This is a genomic window from Polaribacter reichenbachii (genome assembly GCF_001975665.1).
GTDB classification, from domain to species: Bacteria; Bacteroidota; Bacteroidia; order Flavobacteriales; family Flavobacteriaceae; genus Polaribacter; species Polaribacter reichenbachii.
Map to the genome: position 1 here is coordinate 2,786,896 of NZ_CP019419.1, position 16,664 is coordinate 2,803,559.

20 protein-coding genes are annotated in these 16,664 nt (G+C 27.2%); 10 read left to right on the forward strand and 10 right to left on the reverse strand.

The features are described 5' to 3' along the window. Position 1 precedes the first annotated feature (1 nt). Both BW723_RS11730 and BW723_RS11735 read right to left on the reverse strand, forming a co-directional pair. The gene (locus BW723_RS11730) at positions 2–967 is read right to left on the reverse strand and encodes a hypothetical protein (RefSeq protein ID WP_068364560.1); all 966 of its coding nucleotides are present in this window, start codon (positions 965–967) and stop codon (positions 2–4) included. 140 nt (positions 968–1,107) lie between these two features. After that, on the reverse strand, positions 1,108–2,022 hold the full coding sequence (locus BW723_RS11735) for a hypothetical protein (protein ID WP_068364558.1): 915 nt from the start codon (positions 2,020–2,022) through the stop codon (positions 1,108–1,110). A gap of 268 nt (positions 2,023–2,290) precedes the next feature. Between BW723_RS11735 and kdsB the strand changes: the two genes are divergently transcribed. The 5 genes from kdsB to BW723_RS18015 all read left to right on the forward strand — a co-directional run bounded on the left by kdsB (position 2,291) and on the right by BW723_RS18015 (position 4,950). Further along, a complete protein-coding gene (kdsB, locus tag BW723_RS11740) occupies positions 2,291–3,028 on the forward strand; it encodes a 3-deoxy-manno-octulosonate cytidylyltransferase (protein WP_068365218.1) in 738 nt (245 codons plus the stop codon). After that, on the forward strand, positions 3,021–3,713 hold the full coding sequence (locus tag BW723_RS11745) for an HAD family hydrolase (protein ID WP_068364555.1): 693 nt from the start codon (positions 3,021–3,023) through the stop codon (positions 3,711–3,713). Before kdsB ends, BW723_RS11745 begins: the two co-directional genes overlap by 8 nt. Continuing rightward, positions 3,710–4,336 (forward strand): chloramphenicol acetyltransferase, encoded by a 627-nt coding sequence (locus BW723_RS11750; protein WP_068364552.1) that lies wholly within the window; start codon positions 3,710–3,712, stop codon positions 4,334–4,336. The genes BW723_RS11745 and BW723_RS11750 overlap by 4 nt, the downstream gene beginning before the upstream one ends. A 24-nt stretch (positions 4,337–4,360) precedes the next feature. Beyond that, a complete protein-coding gene (locus BW723_RS11755; RefSeq protein ID WP_068364549.1) occupies positions 4,361–4,621 on the forward strand; it encodes a hypothetical protein in 261 nt (86 codons plus the stop codon). Positions 4,622–4,755: 134 nt separating this feature from the next. Further along, a complete protein-coding gene (locus tag BW723_RS18015) occupies positions 4,756–4,950 on the forward strand; it encodes a hypothetical protein (RefSeq protein WP_068364547.1) in 195 nt (64 codons plus the stop codon). A 47-nt stretch (positions 4,951–4,997) separates the two neighbouring features. Here the strand turns inward: BW723_RS18015 and BW723_RS11765 are convergent, their stop codons facing one another. The 4 genes from BW723_RS11765 to BW723_RS11780 form a co-directional block, all read right to left on the reverse strand. Continuing rightward, positions 4,998–5,465, reverse strand: coding sequence for a hypothetical protein (locus BW723_RS11765; RefSeq protein ID WP_083139909.1), 468 nt, complete (start codon positions 5,463–5,465; stop codon positions 4,998–5,000). A gap of 11 nt (positions 5,466–5,476) precedes the next feature. Beyond that, complete coding sequence (locus tag BW723_RS11770; protein WP_068364544.1) at positions 5,477–6,016, reverse strand: hypothetical protein; 540 nt, start codon at positions 6,014–6,016, stop codon at positions 5,477–5,479. A gap of 31 nt (positions 6,017–6,047) precedes the next feature. Further along, a complete protein-coding gene (locus BW723_RS11775; protein ID WP_068364542.1) occupies positions 6,048–6,596 on the reverse strand; it encodes an RNA polymerase sigma factor in 549 nt (182 codons plus the stop codon). Positions 6,597–6,660: 64 nt separating this feature from the next. Continuing rightward, positions 6,661–8,109 (reverse strand): nicotinate-nucleotide adenylyltransferase, encoded by a 1,449-nt coding sequence (locus tag BW723_RS11780; protein ID WP_068364540.1) that lies wholly within the window; start codon positions 8,107–8,109, stop codon positions 6,661–6,663. A 76-nt stretch (positions 8,110–8,185) separates the two neighbouring features. Here BW723_RS11780 and BW723_RS11785 point away from each other — a divergent pair, with 76 nt between their 5' ends. The 5 genes from BW723_RS11785 to BW723_RS11805 all read left to right on the forward strand — a co-directional run bounded on the left by BW723_RS11785 (position 8,186) and on the right by BW723_RS11805 (position 12,276). After that, positions 8,186–8,968: an MBL fold metallo-hydrolase gene (locus BW723_RS11785; RefSeq protein ID WP_068364537.1), complete on the forward strand. Its 783-nt coding sequence runs from the start codon at positions 8,186–8,188 to the stop codon at positions 8,966–8,968. Positions 8,969–9,076: 108 nt separating this feature from the next. Next, positions 9,077–9,430: a hypothetical protein gene (locus BW723_RS11790; RefSeq protein WP_068364534.1), complete on the forward strand. Its 354-nt coding sequence runs from the start codon at positions 9,077–9,079 to the stop codon at positions 9,428–9,430. Next, positions 9,431–10,243, forward strand: a complete 813-nt coding sequence (locus BW723_RS11795; RefSeq protein ID WP_068364532.1) for a hypothetical protein — start codon at positions 9,431–9,433, stop codon at positions 10,241–10,243. It abuts the gene before it with no gap. 9 nt (positions 10,244–10,252) lie between these two features. Continuing rightward, complete coding sequence (locus BW723_RS11800; protein WP_068364524.1) at positions 10,253–10,738, forward strand: Rab family GTPase; 486 nt, start codon at positions 10,253–10,255, stop codon at positions 10,736–10,738. Beyond that, the gene (locus BW723_RS11805) at positions 10,726–12,276 is read left to right on the forward strand and encodes an ATP-binding response regulator (protein WP_068364521.1); all 1,551 of its coding nucleotides are present in this window, start codon (positions 10,726–10,728) and stop codon (positions 12,274–12,276) included. Before BW723_RS11800 ends, BW723_RS11805 begins: the two co-directional genes overlap by 13 nt. A gap of 70 nt (positions 12,277–12,346) precedes the next feature. Here BW723_RS11805 and BW723_RS11810 read toward each other — a convergent pair whose 3' ends face one another. The 4 genes from BW723_RS11810 to BW723_RS11825 all read right to left on the reverse strand — a co-directional run bounded on the left by BW723_RS11810 (position 12,347) and on the right by BW723_RS11825 (position 16,604). Further along, positions 12,347–12,988, reverse strand: a complete 642-nt coding sequence (locus BW723_RS11810; protein ID WP_068364519.1) for an alpha/beta hydrolase — start codon at positions 12,986–12,988, stop codon at positions 12,347–12,349. 81 nt (positions 12,989–13,069) lie between these two features. Beyond that, complete coding sequence (locus tag BW723_RS11815; protein ID WP_068364516.1) at positions 13,070–13,396, reverse strand: DUF4870 domain-containing protein; 327 nt, start codon at positions 13,394–13,396, stop codon at positions 13,070–13,072. 5 nt (positions 13,397–13,401) lie between these two features. Continuing rightward, positions 13,402–14,658, reverse strand: a complete 1,257-nt coding sequence (locus BW723_RS11820) for a dihydroorotase (protein ID WP_068364513.1) — start codon at positions 14,656–14,658, stop codon at positions 13,402–13,404. Further along, the gene (locus BW723_RS11825; protein WP_068364512.1) at positions 14,655–16,604 is read right to left on the reverse strand and encodes a BatA domain-containing protein; all 1,950 of its coding nucleotides are present in this window, start codon (positions 16,602–16,604) and stop codon (positions 14,655–14,657) included. Before BW723_RS11825 ends, BW723_RS11820 begins: the two co-directional genes overlap by 4 nt. Between the last annotated feature and the right edge of the window lie 60 nt (positions 16,605–16,664).

Sequence of the window (16,664 nt, forward strand, 5' to 3'; positions counted from 1 at the left end):
TCTAATTCGCTGCTAAAATATTTTCGTTCTTTTTAAACTTCTCAAAACCACCATTTATACTGTTATAATACTTTATAGATTTAGCTAGTTTATTATAATTGTAATAGGTAAAGTTTGTGAAATTAATTTTTCTTAATAAATCTTTATTGGTTTTCTGCATACTATCAATAAAAATTCTTTCACCTTTTTTAATCGAATTAAACTTTAACCAACCACCCATAAACATAGTTTCTGAAGAATAAATAATTGATATTTTAGGCATATTTTTTATATCACTTAGATATTCTAACCTTTTGTTTGCAGAATTAAAGCCGTTTCTTGGGTCTGTAACGTAAACGTGTACCAATAATCTGTCTACATATCTAGAAATTTTTTCAATTTCGTGTTTGTAGTATTTACCAACATAAGCTTCTACAGTTACTTTATGGCTATTTTCTTTAGCCAGGGCTTTCATTGTTTTTAACGAGTTTACAAAAAAGTTAAAAGTGGTTTTTCTATTACAAGCTTCACCATTTTTTTTCAGATAGTTTTCGCAATAATAGCCTCCATTTTTATTTGCATCTTTTTTCCAATACTCATATTCTAAATTATAAGTATCAAACCTTTCAATAGGGTTTATTCTAGACATATTGTAGGCGTGAATTGCATTAATAAAAAACTCTGCACTTTCTCCAGAACCACCTACACCTTTTAAACCATAGTTTATTTTTGCTTTAAAAATAAATCGAGCTAAAATGCTGTTTTTTCTTTCATCTGCAAGCGGATAAACTTTGTTGATTTTGTGTAAATCGTAAAGAATAATTTTGTCGAAACCATTTTGAACAGTGAACTCTAATAAGTCGTTTTCTTTTTGTTCATTGCCAAGAATATCGTAAAACTGATCTACATACAAGATTCTGTGAGATCCATAAGTTTTAAATATAACAAATAGCGTAATTATTAGAAATTTAGGGAATTTCCATTTCATACTTAAAAGGGGATTTAAGGGATTTAATAGAGAACAAACGTACAACTTTTTTTTAAATAAAAAGTTATTAACAATTTTATTCAATAAAAAGTTGCTTTAATTTGTGAAAATATAAAGTTTAAGGTCTTATTTTTAGAGACTTAATTGCGAGTGTAAGAAAAGTAACTTACCGATTTTTCTAAAAAAGAATAGGTGTGGTAACTAAAACCATCTAAATTTATATTTTTAGAATAATTAGTATTATTAACATTCATTAAATTAAAAAAATCTTTTTCTCCACGCTCTAAACTATTCGATTTAAACCAATAACCCATATGATTCATACGTGTAGAATATAAAATTGATGTTTTAATTTTGCTATTAATTTTTGCGAGATGTGCTAAATTCTTTTTGGCAGAAGCAAACGAAACTTTAGGGTTTTTACCAGAAGTTTGTATAATTAAACGATCGCAATATTTTACAATATTGCTCACTTCTTTTTGGGAATAGTAACCTATGTAAGCTTCTATTTTTATGTTGTGAATGTTGTCTTTAGAAAGCTGTTTTAATTCTTTTAAATTATCAATAAAAAAATTGAAAGAACCATTTCTATTACAAGGAATTGAGTTTTCATTCAGGTAGTTTATGCAATAATAACCATTTTCTCCAGATGCATTTTGAGACCAATATTCATACTCAAGGTTGTAAATGTCAATTTTTTCTTCGGCTCTATTTCTAGAGTTATTGTAAGGGTTAATTCGGTTTGTAAAAAAGGAAGCACATTCACCAGAAGCTCCAATATTTTTTATACTGAATTCAGTTTTTGCTTTGGCAATAAATTCGGCTAAAACATTATTTTTTCTAGGATCAGAAAGCGACCATTTTTTATCAACTTTATTTAATTGATAAAGTATAAGTGTTTTAAAATTATTCTTTTTTGCGAATAATAATAGCCTTTCTTCTTTACCAGAGCTGCCTAAAATATTCACAAAATCATCTACATATAAAGTTCTATGATTACTAAATATACTTGTTGTAATCAAAACATAAAAAATGAAAGTAATAACTTTTTTCAAACTAAAATATATTTGTTTAATAGTATTGCAATATAATTAATAAACCAAATATATATTTAATTCTGGTTTGTACATTTTTAAAATTGATTTTTAAATTCGGAAAAATTATGGACTATAATTGATGAAAACAATACAAAATCTATCAATATTATTTTTTTTGATAAAATTTTAAAAATGATTTTAAAGGTAATTGTTTTTAAACAATTCTATTAATCTTAAATTTGTACTTACAAATACAAAGTTTCTTAAAACTTGTAAAGATAATTTTATGAAGGTAATTGCAATGATTCCTGCACGTTATAGTGCATCTCGTTTTCCAGGTAAATTAATGAAAGATTTAGCTGGTAAACCTGTAATTCTAAGAACATACGAAGCAGCTTTAAATACCAATTTGTTTGATGAAGTTTATGTTGTAACAGATTCTGATGTAATTTTTAATACCATAAAAAATGCTAAAGGTAAAGCAATTATGAGTATTAAAGAACACGAATGTGGTTCTGATAGAATTGCTGAAGCTGTTGAAAATTTAGCTGTTGATATTGTAATTAATGTACAAGGAGATGAGCCTTTTATAGATGCTATTTCGCTTACAAAATTAATTCAGGTTTTTAAAGATGATGCTAAAAAAGAAGTAGATTTAGCTTCTTTAAAAGTAGAAATTAAAGATAAAATTGATGTCGAAAACCCGAATAATGTAAAAGTAATTACAGATGTAAATAATATGGCAATTTACTTTTCTAGAAGTGTAATTCCGTATCATAGAGATACTAATATTAATGTAAAATATTACAAGCATAAAGGTGTTTATGCATTTAGAAAACAAGCTCTTATCGATTTTTATAACACGCCAATTACACCTTTAGAAGCAGCAGAAAAGATAGAGGCAATTCGTTATCAAGAAATTGGTAAAAAAATTAAAATGGTAGAAACTTCTGTAGAATCTATTGGTATAGATACACCAGAAGATTTAGAAAAAGCAATTAAAATTTTAGATAATAATGAATAAAAATATAAAAGTAATTGCCTTTGATGCTGATGATACACTTTGGGTAAATGAAACTTATTTTAGGGATGCAGAACATCAATTTGCTAAACTATTATCTAAATACGAAACCGAGAATAAAATAGATCAAGAACTCTTTAAAAAAGAGATCGATAATTTACACCTTTATGGTTACGGAATTAAAGGTTTTGTATTATCTATGGTAGAATCTGCCTTAGAACTTTCTAATTATCAAATAAATCCAAAAATTATAGCATCGATTTTAAATATTGGTAAAGAAATGTTAGCGCAACCTATTGAGCTATTAGATGGAGTAGAAGAGGTGCTAAAAAGTTATTATGGAAAATATAAATTAATTGTAGCAACAAAAGGAGATTTACTAGATCAAGAACGTAAGTTAGAGAAATCGAATCTGCTAAAATATTTTCATCATATTGAGGTAATGAGCGATAAAAAAGAAAATGATTATCAAAAATTAATTAATCACTTAGATATTGATCCTTCTGAGTTATTAATGATAGGTAATTCTTTAAAATCTGATGTTTTGCCATTAATTAACATAGGCGCTACTGCAATTCATATTCCTTTTCATACAACTTGGGTTCACGAAGAAGTTAGCGATAATGAAAAATCTGATACCGACTACAAAACACTTTCTAGTATTAAAGAAATAAAAAATATTTTATGAAATATTTAGATATTGAAAACTGGAATAGAAAATTACACTATAACCATTTTAAAAGTCTAAAAAATCCTTTTTATGGTGTAACTGTTAATATTGACGTAACTCATACTTATCAAAAATCAAAAGAAGAAAAAATATCGTTTTTTGTCTATTACTTGCACGCTTGTTTAAAAGCTTTAAATAGTGTAGAGAATTTTAAATATAGAATTCAAGATGATAAAATTGCCGTTTGCGATGTAATTCACGCTTCTGCAACAATTGCCAGAGAAAATCATACTTTTGGTTTTTCTTTTATTCATTTTGCTGATGATATTGCTACTTTCAATCAAAATTTTTTAGAAGAAAAAGAACGAATTTTAAATTCAGAAGATTTGTTTCCGCTTATAAATTCTGATGAATGTATCTATTGCTCAGCTTTACCTTGGTTTTCTTTTACCAGCCAAATAGAGCCAGATTCAGGTTTAAAAAACGATAGTATTCCTAGATTGGCTTTTGGAAAAACCTTTACAGAAAATAATCGACTTAAAATGCCGGTTGCAATTACTGTAAATCACGCATTAGTAGATGGTTATCATTTAGGTTTATTTTTTAAAGAATATCAAAGTCAATTAGATAAAAACCACTAAATTTGCACTTTAAAATAAAAAGTAATGGCAAGTATAAAAAACTTAAAAAAAGATATCAATTACGTTTTGGGTGATGTTATAGAATACACATTAGATGTTTCTATCTTAAAAAACGAATCTAAAAAAGGTGAGGAGATTATTGATGAAGCAATTGAAACTTTTGATTCTTTAATTGCAAAAGTTAATGCGAAGAATGTTGAAAATAAAAAAGCACATTACAAAGCAATAAACGAAGAATTAGAAACAGAAGCTAAAAACTTAATCGAAAAAGTGAATAGCCTTTAATTGTTTTTTAACAAATTGTAACAAAAAATTAAGACCAATATCAAATTTAGATATTGGTTTTTTTTTGTAAATTTGGTAAGTATACTAAAACGTTTTAGTTTACGTTATTACATATAATAAATATACAAAATAATATGGCAAGAGCAATGTTTGAGTACACAAAAACGGTACTAAAAAAGGTAAGTTTTAATTCAGATTTGTTTTGTAAGGAGTTAGAGAAAGCACTCAGCAGGTTGTTACCTTATGAGATTGATGAACTAACAATTTGGTTGAAACAATTTACAGCAAACAAACCAGAATTATACTCCTGTCTACAATTAATAGATTAAAAAAAATGGAAGCTTTTTTAAAGGCTTCCATTTTTTTATTAGTTAATCTAATTCTTTCTATCAGAATCTCGATCTCTATGCTTGTATTTTCTCATTAATTTACGCCCAAATTCCATTTCTGCTATTTGCAGTTTTAGAATTTTTTTATAAGAAATTATACTCTCAATTTTTTTTGTAAATTTTTCTTGAGAATCATATAGTTTTTTATCTGTAACTAGTTTTAAAGCTACTAATTTTTTTGCTTCTTCTTCACTTACGCTACTTAGGTCTTCATATTCTTTTTCTACCTTTTTAACGCTCGCTTTATAATTGTTTCTTATAGAATATTGAGTAGTATTATAAGTATTGTAAACAGGCCAAAACTTTTCTGCTTCTGCAGTTGTTAAGTTCATTTGCTCTGTTAAATAAGCCACTTTTAAAGCCTTAATCTTTTTTCTTCCTTCTCTGCTCATTTGAGCATTTATAGATATTGATAAGAAGATAGAAAAACATATAAATGTTATTGTTTTTTTCATTATCTAAATTTTTAATTTAATTCGTTTAACAAAGATGTATTATCTATAGAATTTATATAATCTTCTATACTTTCATCTTCTATTAGTGCAAAAGAAAACTCGTTAATTTCTAAAATGTCTTCTGGTAAAATTTCTACGATATCGTCTGTTTCTATAGAGCTAACATCTAACCATTGTTCAAAATCATCATCTGTAAGTGCTTCTAATGTATTTGCATTATCAGTATTAAATACAAACGAATTCAAACCAATAAATAAAGCAATAGAAGCAGCAGCAGCATAAGGTATAAGTTTAAAAACTCTCTCTTTTAAAGAAATTATTTTTGTTTCTTTTTCTTTGGATGAAATTTTTTCTAAAATAGTATCTTCTAGATTGTTAAAGTAGGTGTTAGGTACTTTGAAAGAAGTGTTTTTTGCAAAATTTTCTTCAGAAATTTTTATAGAAATATCATCCTCTAAATTATCAAAATAATTAGATGGAGCAGAAAAGCCAGGCTTTTTGCCAATTTTTTTACTAATAAATGCTACACTATGTCTAATTTCGTTTTCCATTGTTATTTAGACCTTTAAATTTTAAAAAGGTTTAATTTGTTTCTGTTTTTATATATTTTTCTATTTTTTTAACTGCATGAAAATAAGATGCTTTTAAAGCTCCAACAGAAGTTTCTAAAATTTCTGATATTTCATCATATTTTAACTCATCAAAATATTTCATATTAAAAACTAATTGTTGTTTATGAGGTAATGTTGCAATTGCTTTTTGTAGAATAATCTGAATTTCATCACCAGAAAAATATAAATCGCTTTCTAAAGTACTCGCTAATTGTTGGTGATAGTCAGAAATATCTACATTTCTTTCTTTAGCTCTCTTGTTAATAAATGTAATAGATTCGTTTGTGGCTATTCTATACATCCAAGAGTACAATTTACTTTCTTTATTAAACTTTTCGATATTTTTAAAAATCTTTACAAAAGTGTTTTGTAAAACATCATCTGCATCATCATGTACAATTACAATTTTACGTATATGCCAGTACAAACGCTCTTTGTATTGAGTAATTAATACTCTAAAGGCTTTGTCTCTGGTTTTAGTATTTTGAAGTTGTTGTACTAATGTAATCTCGTCAATCAAAAAAACAACGTTTTATGTTAGACAAAAAAATACTTAAAAGGTTTAATTAAGTAACAAATAAAATTTAGCTTTTACGTCTAGATCTAGAATAACCAAATAATCGATTTTGTTTAATAATTTCTGGAATACCTTCTGGCAGCATTTCTTCCCAACCTTCTTTGCCTTCCATAATCATTTTTAAAACGGTTCTAGAAAAAATGTCTAAAACGTCTTTATTAAAATCTTTAATATCTGAAATTTTACCATTTATTTTAAAGAATTTATATAATTCTTTCATTCTAGGATGCACTTTTAAGTTTTCGCTATTCATATACTCACCTGTTTCTGGATCGTGATATGGATACATATAAACCTTTAAATCTCTATGAAAAAGTTTACCAAAGGCCTCTAAAATTCCGCCACTTAAATCTCTATAATATTTTTCGTCAAAAATTTGTACTAAGTTGTAAACACCCATTGCAAGTGCCATTCTTTCTTTAGTAAATTCGCTAAAATATTCTACCAATTTAAAGTATTGTTGAAAGTTGGTAATCATTACATTTTGCCCAAGAGAACAAAGTAATTCGGCTCTATCTAAAAAGTCTCTTTCGTTAATTTTACCTTCTGCAGATAAATTACTAAGAGTAATTTCAAAAATTACTTGAGTTTTACTTTCTTGCACTTTTTTCTCTGCTAAAAACATTTTTTTGGATTGCTCAAACATATCCATATTAACCTTAGTAACAGGTCTAAAACTACCTCTTAAAGCTAAAATATTTTTCTTATAAAGTACTTGTGCAGGCAATAAATTATTTCCATCAGGGCCAAACATCACAGCGTTTGTCATACCATTTTTAAGTAGTTGTAAACTCATTAATCGATTATCAACATACATAAAACGCGGGCCAGAGAAATTAATCATATCAATTTCTAGTTGATGGTTACCTAAATTGTCGTAAAAAGATTTTACTAATTCTTTAGGATTATCATTTAAATAAAAAGCTCCATAAATTAAATTTACACCTAAAATACCTAGCGTTTCTTGTTGTAAACGTGCATCTGTTTCTTTAAAACGAAGGTGCAAAACAATTTCGTTATAATCTTCTAAAGGATCTAATTGAAAACGGATACCAACCCAACCATGACCTTTAAATTTTCTTGCAAAATCTATGGTTGTTACTGTGTTCGCATAACTAAAAAATAATTTATCTGGGTGTTTTTGTCTACTTAATCGATCTTCCATTAAATCGATTTCGTGACCTAGCATTTTTTTTAAACGTGGCTGAGTTACATAACGTCTGTCTTCTTCAATACCATAAATAGCATCAGAAAAATCTTTATCATAAGCACTCATGGCTTTTGCTATTGTGCCAGAAGCAGCACCAGACCTAAAAAAATTACGTGCAGTTTCTTGCCCTGCACCAATTTCTGCAAAGGTTCCGTAAATATCAGTGTTTAAATTTATTCTTAGTGCTTTATTCTTAGTAGTTGGTACACTACTAATTTCTTGATCTCCTCTCAAAGAAATTGCCATATCAGATTTTTTAAGTACTTAACAAATGTAGTAAATAAGAATACTATCAGTCAATTTTTATGTTATTTTTGTTCTAATGAATTTTACCAAAAAAATATTACATATTACTTTTTTAGGAACAGGTACTTCTCAAGGCATACCAATGATTGCAAGTAACGATCCTGTATGTTTATCTACAGATTTTAAAGACAAGCGTTTAAGGTCTTCAATTTTAATTTCTTGGGATAATGTTTCTTATACCATAGATTGTGGTCCAGATTTTAGACAACAAATGTTGCGCGAAAATGTGCAGTTAATTCAGGGTGTTTTTTTTACTCATGAACACGCAGATCATATTGGTGGTTTAGATGATTTAAGGCCATTTTGTTATAAGTTAGGTGAAATGAAAATCTATTTGTCTAACAGAGTTTTAACGAGTTTAGAAAAGCGTTTCGAATATATTTTTAGTACAGAAAATAGATATCCTGGTGCACCAACTGTTAATCCTATTTTGGTTGATGATGCTTCTTTTTTGGTTGATGATTTAACAATTACACCAATAAAAGTAATGCACGGTAATTTGCCAATAACTGCATATAGATTTCAAGATTTTGCATATTTAACAGATGTAAAAAGTATAGAAGCATCAGAAAAAGAAAAGTTAAGAAATTTAGATGTTTTGGTGGTAAACGCATTAAGAATTCAAGAACATCCAACTCATTTTAACCTACAAGAAGCTTTAGATTTTGTAAAAGAAATAAAACCGAAAAGAACTTATTTTACACATATTAGTCACAAACTTGGCTTTCATAAAGAAGTTTCTGAACAGTTACCAAAAAATGTGTTTTTGGCTTATGATGGTTTAAAAATTACAGTATAGGTTTTTATAATTTGTTTTTTAGTGTATATTTGTCTACAAGGCTATTGTTTTCAGAACTTTAGTCATTAATTTTAAAAGACTTAAAGGTTATAAATAACAAATAAAAGCATGGCAAAAACTCCCGAACAAAATAATGAAGCAGCTCCTAATCAGCAAGTTGATACTAGGATTGCAGCAGTAAGAGACTTAATCTTTGGAGAAAATATACAAAGATACGACTCAGAATTTGCAGATGTTTATGAAAAAATAGAAACATTAAAAAATCAAAGTAACCATAGTTTAGCTGAAGCTGTAACTAACCTTGAAAATAAATTATCTGATTTAGAAAGTTTAGTTGATCATAAATTTCAAGATTTAAATGACGATTTAGACAAGAAATTGGCAGATTTAGATGATGAAAAAGCAGACAGAAGGAAATTAGGAAAAGCTTTAGAGAAGATTGCGCAGATGCTGCAAGAATAGATGAAAAACACGACTGTAAATCATAAAACAGACAACCGTTTTGAATTACTAAAAGAACTTTTATTAACTGAAGATAGAAAAGAATTAGAAGCTTTAAGCGCAAAATTTTTAGAAAAAACTGAAGTTAAAAAAGAAGTTTCTCCTGTTATTGACGATAAAATTGATGATTTTAAAAATAATTTTTCAAATCATTTTGGTGGTCATATTACAGAAGCAATAAAGGTTCAGATTAGAGATTCGCAAGACGAAGTTGTAGAAGCTCTTTACCCAATTATAGGTAAATTGATTAAGAAATTTATTGTCGCAGAAATAGCTAAACTTACAGAAAGTATAAACGAAACCATTAACGATAAATTCTCGATTTCTCAGATTATTAAACGCCTCTTTAAAGGTAAAAGAACAGATGCAGATGATGTTTTTCAAGAGGTATTTGAGCCAATTATAGAAGAAGTTTTTGTTATAGAAAAAGATTCAGGTTTATTAAGAGGTAATTTCTCAAGAGGTAGCATTGCAGATAAAGATATGGTTTCTGGAATGTTAACCGCTATTAAATCTTTTGCAGAAGATGCCTTTTCTAAAGAAGGGCAAGATTTAGAAGATATTAAGTTCGAAAACTTTCAGCTCTCCATACAAAATTTTAAGTCTATTTATATTGCAACTGCAACATCGGGTATTATTAATAGCGAATTTAAAGAAGAACTTTTAGATGATATTAATAGTTTAGCAGAACGTGTTTTGATGGATAGAAGTTTTTTATCAGAAGAAAAAAGACTGAACGAATTAATAATAACAACATTTATAAATAAAGATTAGTTTATTTAAATGATAGCAAAAAAAGTTTTACTAGTTGGTAATTTTGGGGTTGGTAAAACTTCCTTAATTAGAAGATTTGTTTTAAATGAGTTTTCTGAAGATTATATAAGTACAATTGGTGTTAGAGTTAGTACAAAAATTGTAGAATTAAATTCAGAAAAAATTAAACTTTTAATTTGGGATGTTGCAGGTACTAAAGATGATGAAAAAGTACCTAAAGCCTATTTTTTAGGCGCAAGTGCGGCTATGTACGTTTTCGATTTGTCTAGAGAAGAAACTTACCTAAACATTAAAAGTCAAATAAATACTGTTAAAGAATTATCGGGCTTAGAGTATATTACTGTTGTTGGGAATAAGAAAGATTTACTTACATCAACAGAGTTAGAAAAAATAAATAAAATTATTAGTATTCCTATTGATTTAGTTACTAGTGCTAAAGATGATGAAAATGTAGAAGATGCATTTATTGCTTTAGCTAAACAATGCTTAAAATAAAACTTGTGATCCCCAAAAAAATTGAAAATGCGTTTATAGAAATTACTACAGATAACCAAGGTGTTATTAATAAAGTTACTGCAGGTAAATTTGCTAAAAATGAGTTTTTAGCAGGTACTTCAATTTTTAATTCATGTTCTTTTCTTTTTGGTACTTTAGATTTGCTTCCTATAAGTGAGTCTTTTGTAATGGAAGGAATGGTGATAAACTCTGAGGATGAGGAGTTTAATGTAGATTTAGAGTTGTTTAGAACAGACGATTTAATAACTATTTTAATCCATAACCGTACAAAAACCTACAAAACTATAAGTCAATTAAATCAAAATAGAAATGATTTATTTTTTATGAAAAGAGAAATTTCAGAAAAAAATAATGAACTTGCTATTTTAAGAAAAGCATCAGACAAAGCGAACGAAGAAAAATCACGATTTTTGGCAATGATGAGTCATGAAGTTCGTAATCCTTTAAATACAATTTTAGGATATACTGATATGATTTCTGATGAAAATTTAAGCAAAAAAGTCGAAGAATATGTAAAGTATTTGGCAATTGCTGGTAAAAATTTAAAAGTTATTGTTGATGATATTTTAGATTTATCTAGAATAGAGGCAGGTAAACTTCAACTAGCAGTTGAAGAGGTAAATGTTAACGATATAATAGAAGGTATTTTTATCAACTATAAAAGTCAGAATAAGAATGAAAAAGTTAAAATAGAACTTTCTAAATCTGATCATATACCAGATATTTTATTGGGTGATGGTGTAAGACTTACTCAAATTATTACCAACTTAATGAGTAATGCTTTAAAGTTTACCAAAAAAGGAATGGTTTCTTTACAAGCAAATCTAATTTTAGAAAACCCAGAAACTACAGAAATCTGTTTTAAAATTATTGATACTGGTAGAGGAATGACTCCTGAACAAACAGTACAAATATTTGAAGAATATGGGCAAACAGAATTAGACGATAATAGAATTCATGGTGGTGCAGGTTTAGGGTTGGCTATAGTAAAGCGTATAGTGTCAGCAATGCAAGGAACTATTTCTGTAGAAAGTGTTGTTGATAAAGGAACTGTTTTCTCTATAGAAATTCCGTTTAAAAAAGTAAAAAACATTGCTACTAAGCAAAAAGCTGAGCTATCTGAAGAAGAAATTATAAGTTTAAATGGGAAAAAAGTTTTATTAGCTGATGATGATCATCTGAATCAAAAAATAACTGTTCATTTTTTAGAAAAGGAAGGTGCTAAAGTTACTGTTGTAGATAATGGATTAATGGCTTATAATATTTTAAATAAGGAATATTTTGATATTGTTCTTTTAGATATAAATATGCCAGAAGTAACAGGGGTAGAGTTAGTTAAAAGAAAAGAACATCTAGATTTTAATACACAAATTCCTTTTTTAGCTTTAACAGGTTTTGCTACTGAAGAAGACAAAAATCATTTTTTAAGTATAGGTTTCAAAGATGTTGTTTTTAAACCTTATAAACCTATAGAATTAATAGGTAAACTTCAATGTTCTTTAATTGATATAGAGTAATTAGTTTAAGAATTCTTATTTTGTATCTATGCTTATATCTTTTTGCATAAATACTTTTAAGTTCTTTATTTTATTCTAAATTTTTCTCAATCCAAGATTTAAAACTATAAAAATTTTGTGGAGCTACTCCATGACCAACAGGATATTCAGAATAAACATTATCTAATCCTAAATTGTCTAAAAAGGGTTTGGTTTTTCTTGCCCAATCTATAGGTAAAACTTGATCTACAGTTCCGTGAGAACAATAGTAGTCTGTTTTTATATCTTTAGAAATGGTTTTTGGTAATAAATTAGTTTCTATATAACCACTTAAAGCAATAACATGGTTTACTTTATTTGGATAAAAAAAGCTTAAAGAGTAACTTAAAATTGAACCTTGACTAAAGCCTAATAAAAAGGTGTTATCAGCATTTGTGTTGTATTTTGCTTTTATTTCATCAATAAAAACAGCAATTTTATCTATAGATTCTTTTGCTTGTTTTAAATCGGAAAATTTACCATTTACTTCGTCAAAATTAATAGCATACCAAGCATAACCTCCATAACCTATTTCGTAAGGTGCTTGTGCACTTATAATCAGTAATTCTTCTGGTAACTCTTCTGCAAACGAAAATAAATCTTGTTCATTACTGCCATATCCATGTAATAAAATTAATAAAGGCGGATTTTCAGTTTTTTTAGTAGGTTCTTTTACAATGTAATTTAAACTCATAAATATTTTATATACTCCTGTTTTTACAAGGATGATAGATTTTTGTAAATGTAAATTCTAGTTCAAGAAAAAATACTTGAATTAAATATTTCTAAACCAATTTTGAAAATGTTCACCAACAACTGGTACTTCTTTCTCTTCTCCTTTAAAGGCTCCTATTAATGAGATAATCCAAAGAACAAAAGTTATAGCTCCAATAATATAACTTGCTGAGCTACCAAAAAATTTGAGAATAATTGCTCCGTTTAAAAATTGAATAATATTTAAACCAATCATTTGTCTAATATAAAAACTAGCAAAATAATTTTTTTTGTTCATATTCATTATAAAAGCAATTACTAAACCTACAATCCAAAAATGACTGATAATAGCTGCTGTTTTTCCTTCGTTTACTGATGTATTTTCCATAATACTTATTTTAAAATCAATTGATTGTTTGCAAAAACTCCATAAACTTTTCCTTTCAATTTTTTGCTGATAAAAGGACTGTTTTTAGAGGTTGATAAAATTTGTTGGTTAGTAAAAACTATTTCTTCTTTTGGGTCGAATAATGTAATATCAGCTTTATTACCTTCAGCAATAGTGTAATTTTCTAATCCGAAAATAGCTTTAGGTTTTATGGTTAAATTCTCAATAAAATTTTCTAAATCTAAAACTGAATTGATTGCTCCAAAAGCTGTTTCTAAACCAATAACTCCATCTTTAGCTTCACTGAATTCAACTTTTTTATGTTCAATATCTATAGGATTATGATCTGAAGTTATAATGTCAATAACACCATTTTTTACGCCTTTTTGTAAAGCTTTAATATCTTCTTTGGTTCTTAAAGGCGGATTCGTTTTAAAATTACTGTCAAAACCATGTAATTCATCATCAGTTAATGTTAAATGATGTACACTAACACTACAGGTAACTTGTAAGCCTTTTTTCTTAGCATCTTTAATTAACTCTACTGATTTTGCTGTAGAAATTGTAGGTATGTGTAATTTACCTCCTGTATATTCTAACAAAAATAAATCTCTTGCAATTTGTATGTGTTCAGTTAAAGCTGGGCTTCCTTTTAAACCTAATTTGGTGCTATTAATCCCTTCGTTTGCAATTCCTTCTCCTGCAATTGCATTATTTTTAGGGAAACTTAAAACTAGACCATCAAAATTTTGAGCATATAAAAGTGCAACTTTCATTAAGTTGTCGTTTTCAATTGGCTTATTGTAATCGCCAAAAGCAATAGCTCCAGATAGTTGCATATCGTACAATTCAGCCATTTCAATTCCTTTGCTTTTTTGAGTTAAAGCAGCAATTGGGTATAGTTTTGTGGCAGAATTATTAGCTTTATGAATCAGAAACTCAACATCAGATTTAGAATCTATAATTGGATTTGTATTTGCATTTACAGCAATTGCAGTAAAACCACTTTTAGCAGCGACTTGCAAACCATTTTTTATTGTTTCTCTTTCTTCAAAACCAGGTTCTCCTAAAGAAACACTAGTATCAAACCAGCCACAAGAAATATGGAGGTCTTCTAATTCTATTAAATTTGTGTTTTCTTTAAGTTGAATGGCGTCTGCAATCTTTTCAATTTTTCCATTACTAATTAAAATATCCTTTTTTTGAAGATGATAAGGACTTGTTGCATCTATAATTGTTGCGTTTCTAAGAAGCGTACTCATGGTTTATAGAATTTTAAAATAAAAATTTCTAAAAGCAAAGATACAATTGCCAAGGCTAAAAACCATTTCCAAAGCCATTGAACTTCATTTTTTTTGTTTAAATCGTTAAAAACATCTGCAATTGAAGAAGAAAATTCAATGTTTTTATGTTCTTTTTTTAAAGAATTTATGTCTAAAAATTTTAATGAACTCTCTTCTTTTGGGTTGTTGAAAGCAATAGTTTGTAGTGTATCTTTTTTGCTGATTATATTGTAGAAACCAACTTCTGTGGGATTGTCTTTCGTAGTAATACTAACTTTATTTTGATACGTTTGTTGAGGTGGTATAAAAGATGAATTTAGATTTACAATAGTAAGAATTTCATCTTTTTCTAAATTTGTTTCAACATCAATTTTGTTTTCTTTTTCTAAATAATAATACATTTTTTTATGCTGAAAACTTAGTTTTCCAAAATTGTAAAAGACTGGAACAACTAGTGGTGAATTTAAAAAATTACTATTGCTTTTTGATAAAGAACTAGACACCCAATACACTTTATTTTTAGAAGAATTAAGTTCACTTATAAAAGATGAATTGTTCTCAAAACTGATAATGTTACTTTTATTTTTTGATAAAATAGGGTAGTGGCTTTTAACAATTGGATATTGAAAATTCAATACTTTTTTAGAAAAAACATTTTTAAATAAAGGATGATTAAAATTGATATTTGTAATTTTTAAAGTATCAGAAATTTTTGATTTTATTTTTGAGTCTGCAATTTTATTTAGGAATAAATTATAAGATTGTACTTCAGATTTTATATTTGGTATAATTACAATTGTGCCTCCTTTTTTAGAAAATTCAATGATGCTTTTTGATAACGTTTCTGGAATTTTTTCTAACTCATTTAAGATGATAATTTGCTGTTTTGGAATCGCATTATAATTTACATTTTGTAGAGTAGAAGTAGAGAAATTAAATTCGTCTTTTGTGTAGATTTTAGATAAGAAATTTGCGTTATTTCCAATGCTTAAAACGTTAATTTTTTTACTGGTATTTATACAGAAATAAAATGTGTTATCAAATGAAAAAGTATCGCTAAAAGTTATGTCTATTTTTCCTAAGAATTCAGTGATGTTTTGTAATGTAAAAGTTATTGTTTTGTTTGTGTTTTCTTCAATAGAAAAAGACTGTTTACTTACTAGTTTTTCTTTGTTGAAAATTGCAATAGGAATGTTGTTTTTTGCATCACCTTGATTTTTAATCACAACGTTTACGGTTAAGTTTGTAGCGTTTGTGTTGTTAGTAAAAACACTATCAATAGAAATGTTGTTTTTTTTGCTGCTTTCTAGTTTTATGCCAGAAAAACCTTTGGTTACATTTGTAAACTCGTTATTGTAAGTGTTCTGAAAATCAGAAATAAATATGCTTTTATTTAAAGTTTTAGTTTTATTTTTTTGAGAACTGTTTATTTTAAGTAAAACGTTCTTAATTCCTACTTTTTTTGCTGAATTTTTAATGTTTAGTAGGTTGCTTTTTAAATCTTCGTAAGAAATATCTTTGTAAAAATCTGTATTCGTTTGCAAAGAATAACGATCATTTTTAGAAGCGTTTTCAATAATTTCTTGTGCTGCTATTTTTAATAAATTTCCTTTTTCTCCTGTAGCATTTGTGCTTAAAGAATTGTCTAAATATATAAAAGTTTGCTGTTTTGTTTCTATTTTTTTACTGCTAAAGTAAGGTTGAGAAAATGCAAAAATTATCGCTGAAAGTAAAAGTAGTCTTGTGCCTAAAATTAACCATTTTTTAATACGAGAACTCTTACGAGTTTGTTGTACTAATTTCTGTAAAAAAGCAACGTTGGTAAATGGTATTTTTTCAAACTTTTGTAATTGAAAAAGATGCACTAAAATTGGTATAATAAGTAGCGCTAAAAAGTATAAAATTTCAGGATTTTGAAATTGCATTTTTATGATTAAAGTTCTCTCAAAAATAGGGAAATTAATCCATATTATAACACTGAGTTA

Coding starts and splice junctions, on each gene's coding strand:
- BW723_RS11730 (WP_068364560.1), bottom strand. CDS start 967: ATGAAATGGAAATTCCCTAAATTTCTAATAATTACGCTATTTGTTATA.
- kdsB (WP_068365218.1), top strand. CDS start 2,291: ATGAAGGTAATTGCAATGATTCCTGCACGTTATAGTGCATCTCGTTTT.
- BW723_RS11745 (WP_068364555.1), top strand. CDS start 3,021: ATGAATAAAAATATAAAAGTAATTGCCTTTGATGCTGATGATACACTT.
- BW723_RS11750 (WP_068364552.1), top strand. CDS start 3,710: ATGAAATATTTAGATATTGAAAACTGGAATAGAAAATTACACTATAAC.
- BW723_RS11755 (WP_068364549.1), top strand. CDS start 4,361: ATGGCAAGTATAAAAAACTTAAAAAAAGATATCAATTACGTTTTGGGT.
- BW723_RS18015 (WP_068364547.1), top strand. CDS start 4,756: ATGGCAAGAGCAATGTTTGAGTACACAAAAACGGTACTAAAAAAGGTA.
- BW723_RS11765 (WP_083139909.1), bottom strand. CDS start 5,465: ATGAAAAAAACAATAACATTTATATGTTTTTCTATCTTCTTATCAATA.
- BW723_RS11770 (WP_068364544.1), bottom strand. CDS start 6,016: ATGGAAAACGAAATTAGACATAGTGTAGCATTTATTAGTAAAAAAATT.
- BW723_RS11780 (WP_068364540.1), bottom strand. CDS start 8,109: ATGGCAATTTCTTTGAGAGGAGATCAAGAAATTAGTAGTGTACCAACT.
- BW723_RS11785 (WP_068364537.1), top strand. CDS start 8,186: ATGAATTTTACCAAAAAAATATTACATATTACTTTTTTAGGAACAGGT.
- BW723_RS11790 (WP_068364534.1), top strand. CDS start 9,077: ATGGCAAAAACTCCCGAACAAAATAATGAAGCAGCTCCTAATCAGCAA.
- BW723_RS11795 (WP_068364532.1), top strand. CDS start 9,431: ATGAAAAACACGACTGTAAATCATAAAACAGACAACCGTTTTGAATTA.
- BW723_RS11800 (WP_068364524.1), top strand. CDS start 10,253: ATGATAGCAAAAAAAGTTTTACTAGTTGGTAATTTTGGGGTTGGTAAA.
- BW723_RS11805 (WP_068364521.1), top strand. CDS start 10,726: ATGCTTAAAATAAAACTTGTGATCCCCAAAAAAATTGAAAATGCGTTT.
- BW723_RS11810 (WP_068364519.1), bottom strand. CDS start 12,988: ATGAGTTTAAATTACATTGTAAAAGAACCTACTAAAAAAACTGAAAAT.
- BW723_RS11815 (WP_068364516.1), bottom strand. CDS start 13,396: ATGGAAAATACATCAGTAAACGAAGGAAAAACAGCAGCTATTATCAGT.
- BW723_RS11820 (WP_068364513.1), bottom strand. CDS start 14,658: ATGAGTACGCTTCTTAGAAACGCAACAATTATAGATGCAACAAGTCCT.
- BW723_RS11825 (WP_068364512.1), bottom strand. CDS start 16,604: ATGCAATTTCAAAATCCTGAAATTTTATACTTTTTAGCGCTACTTATT.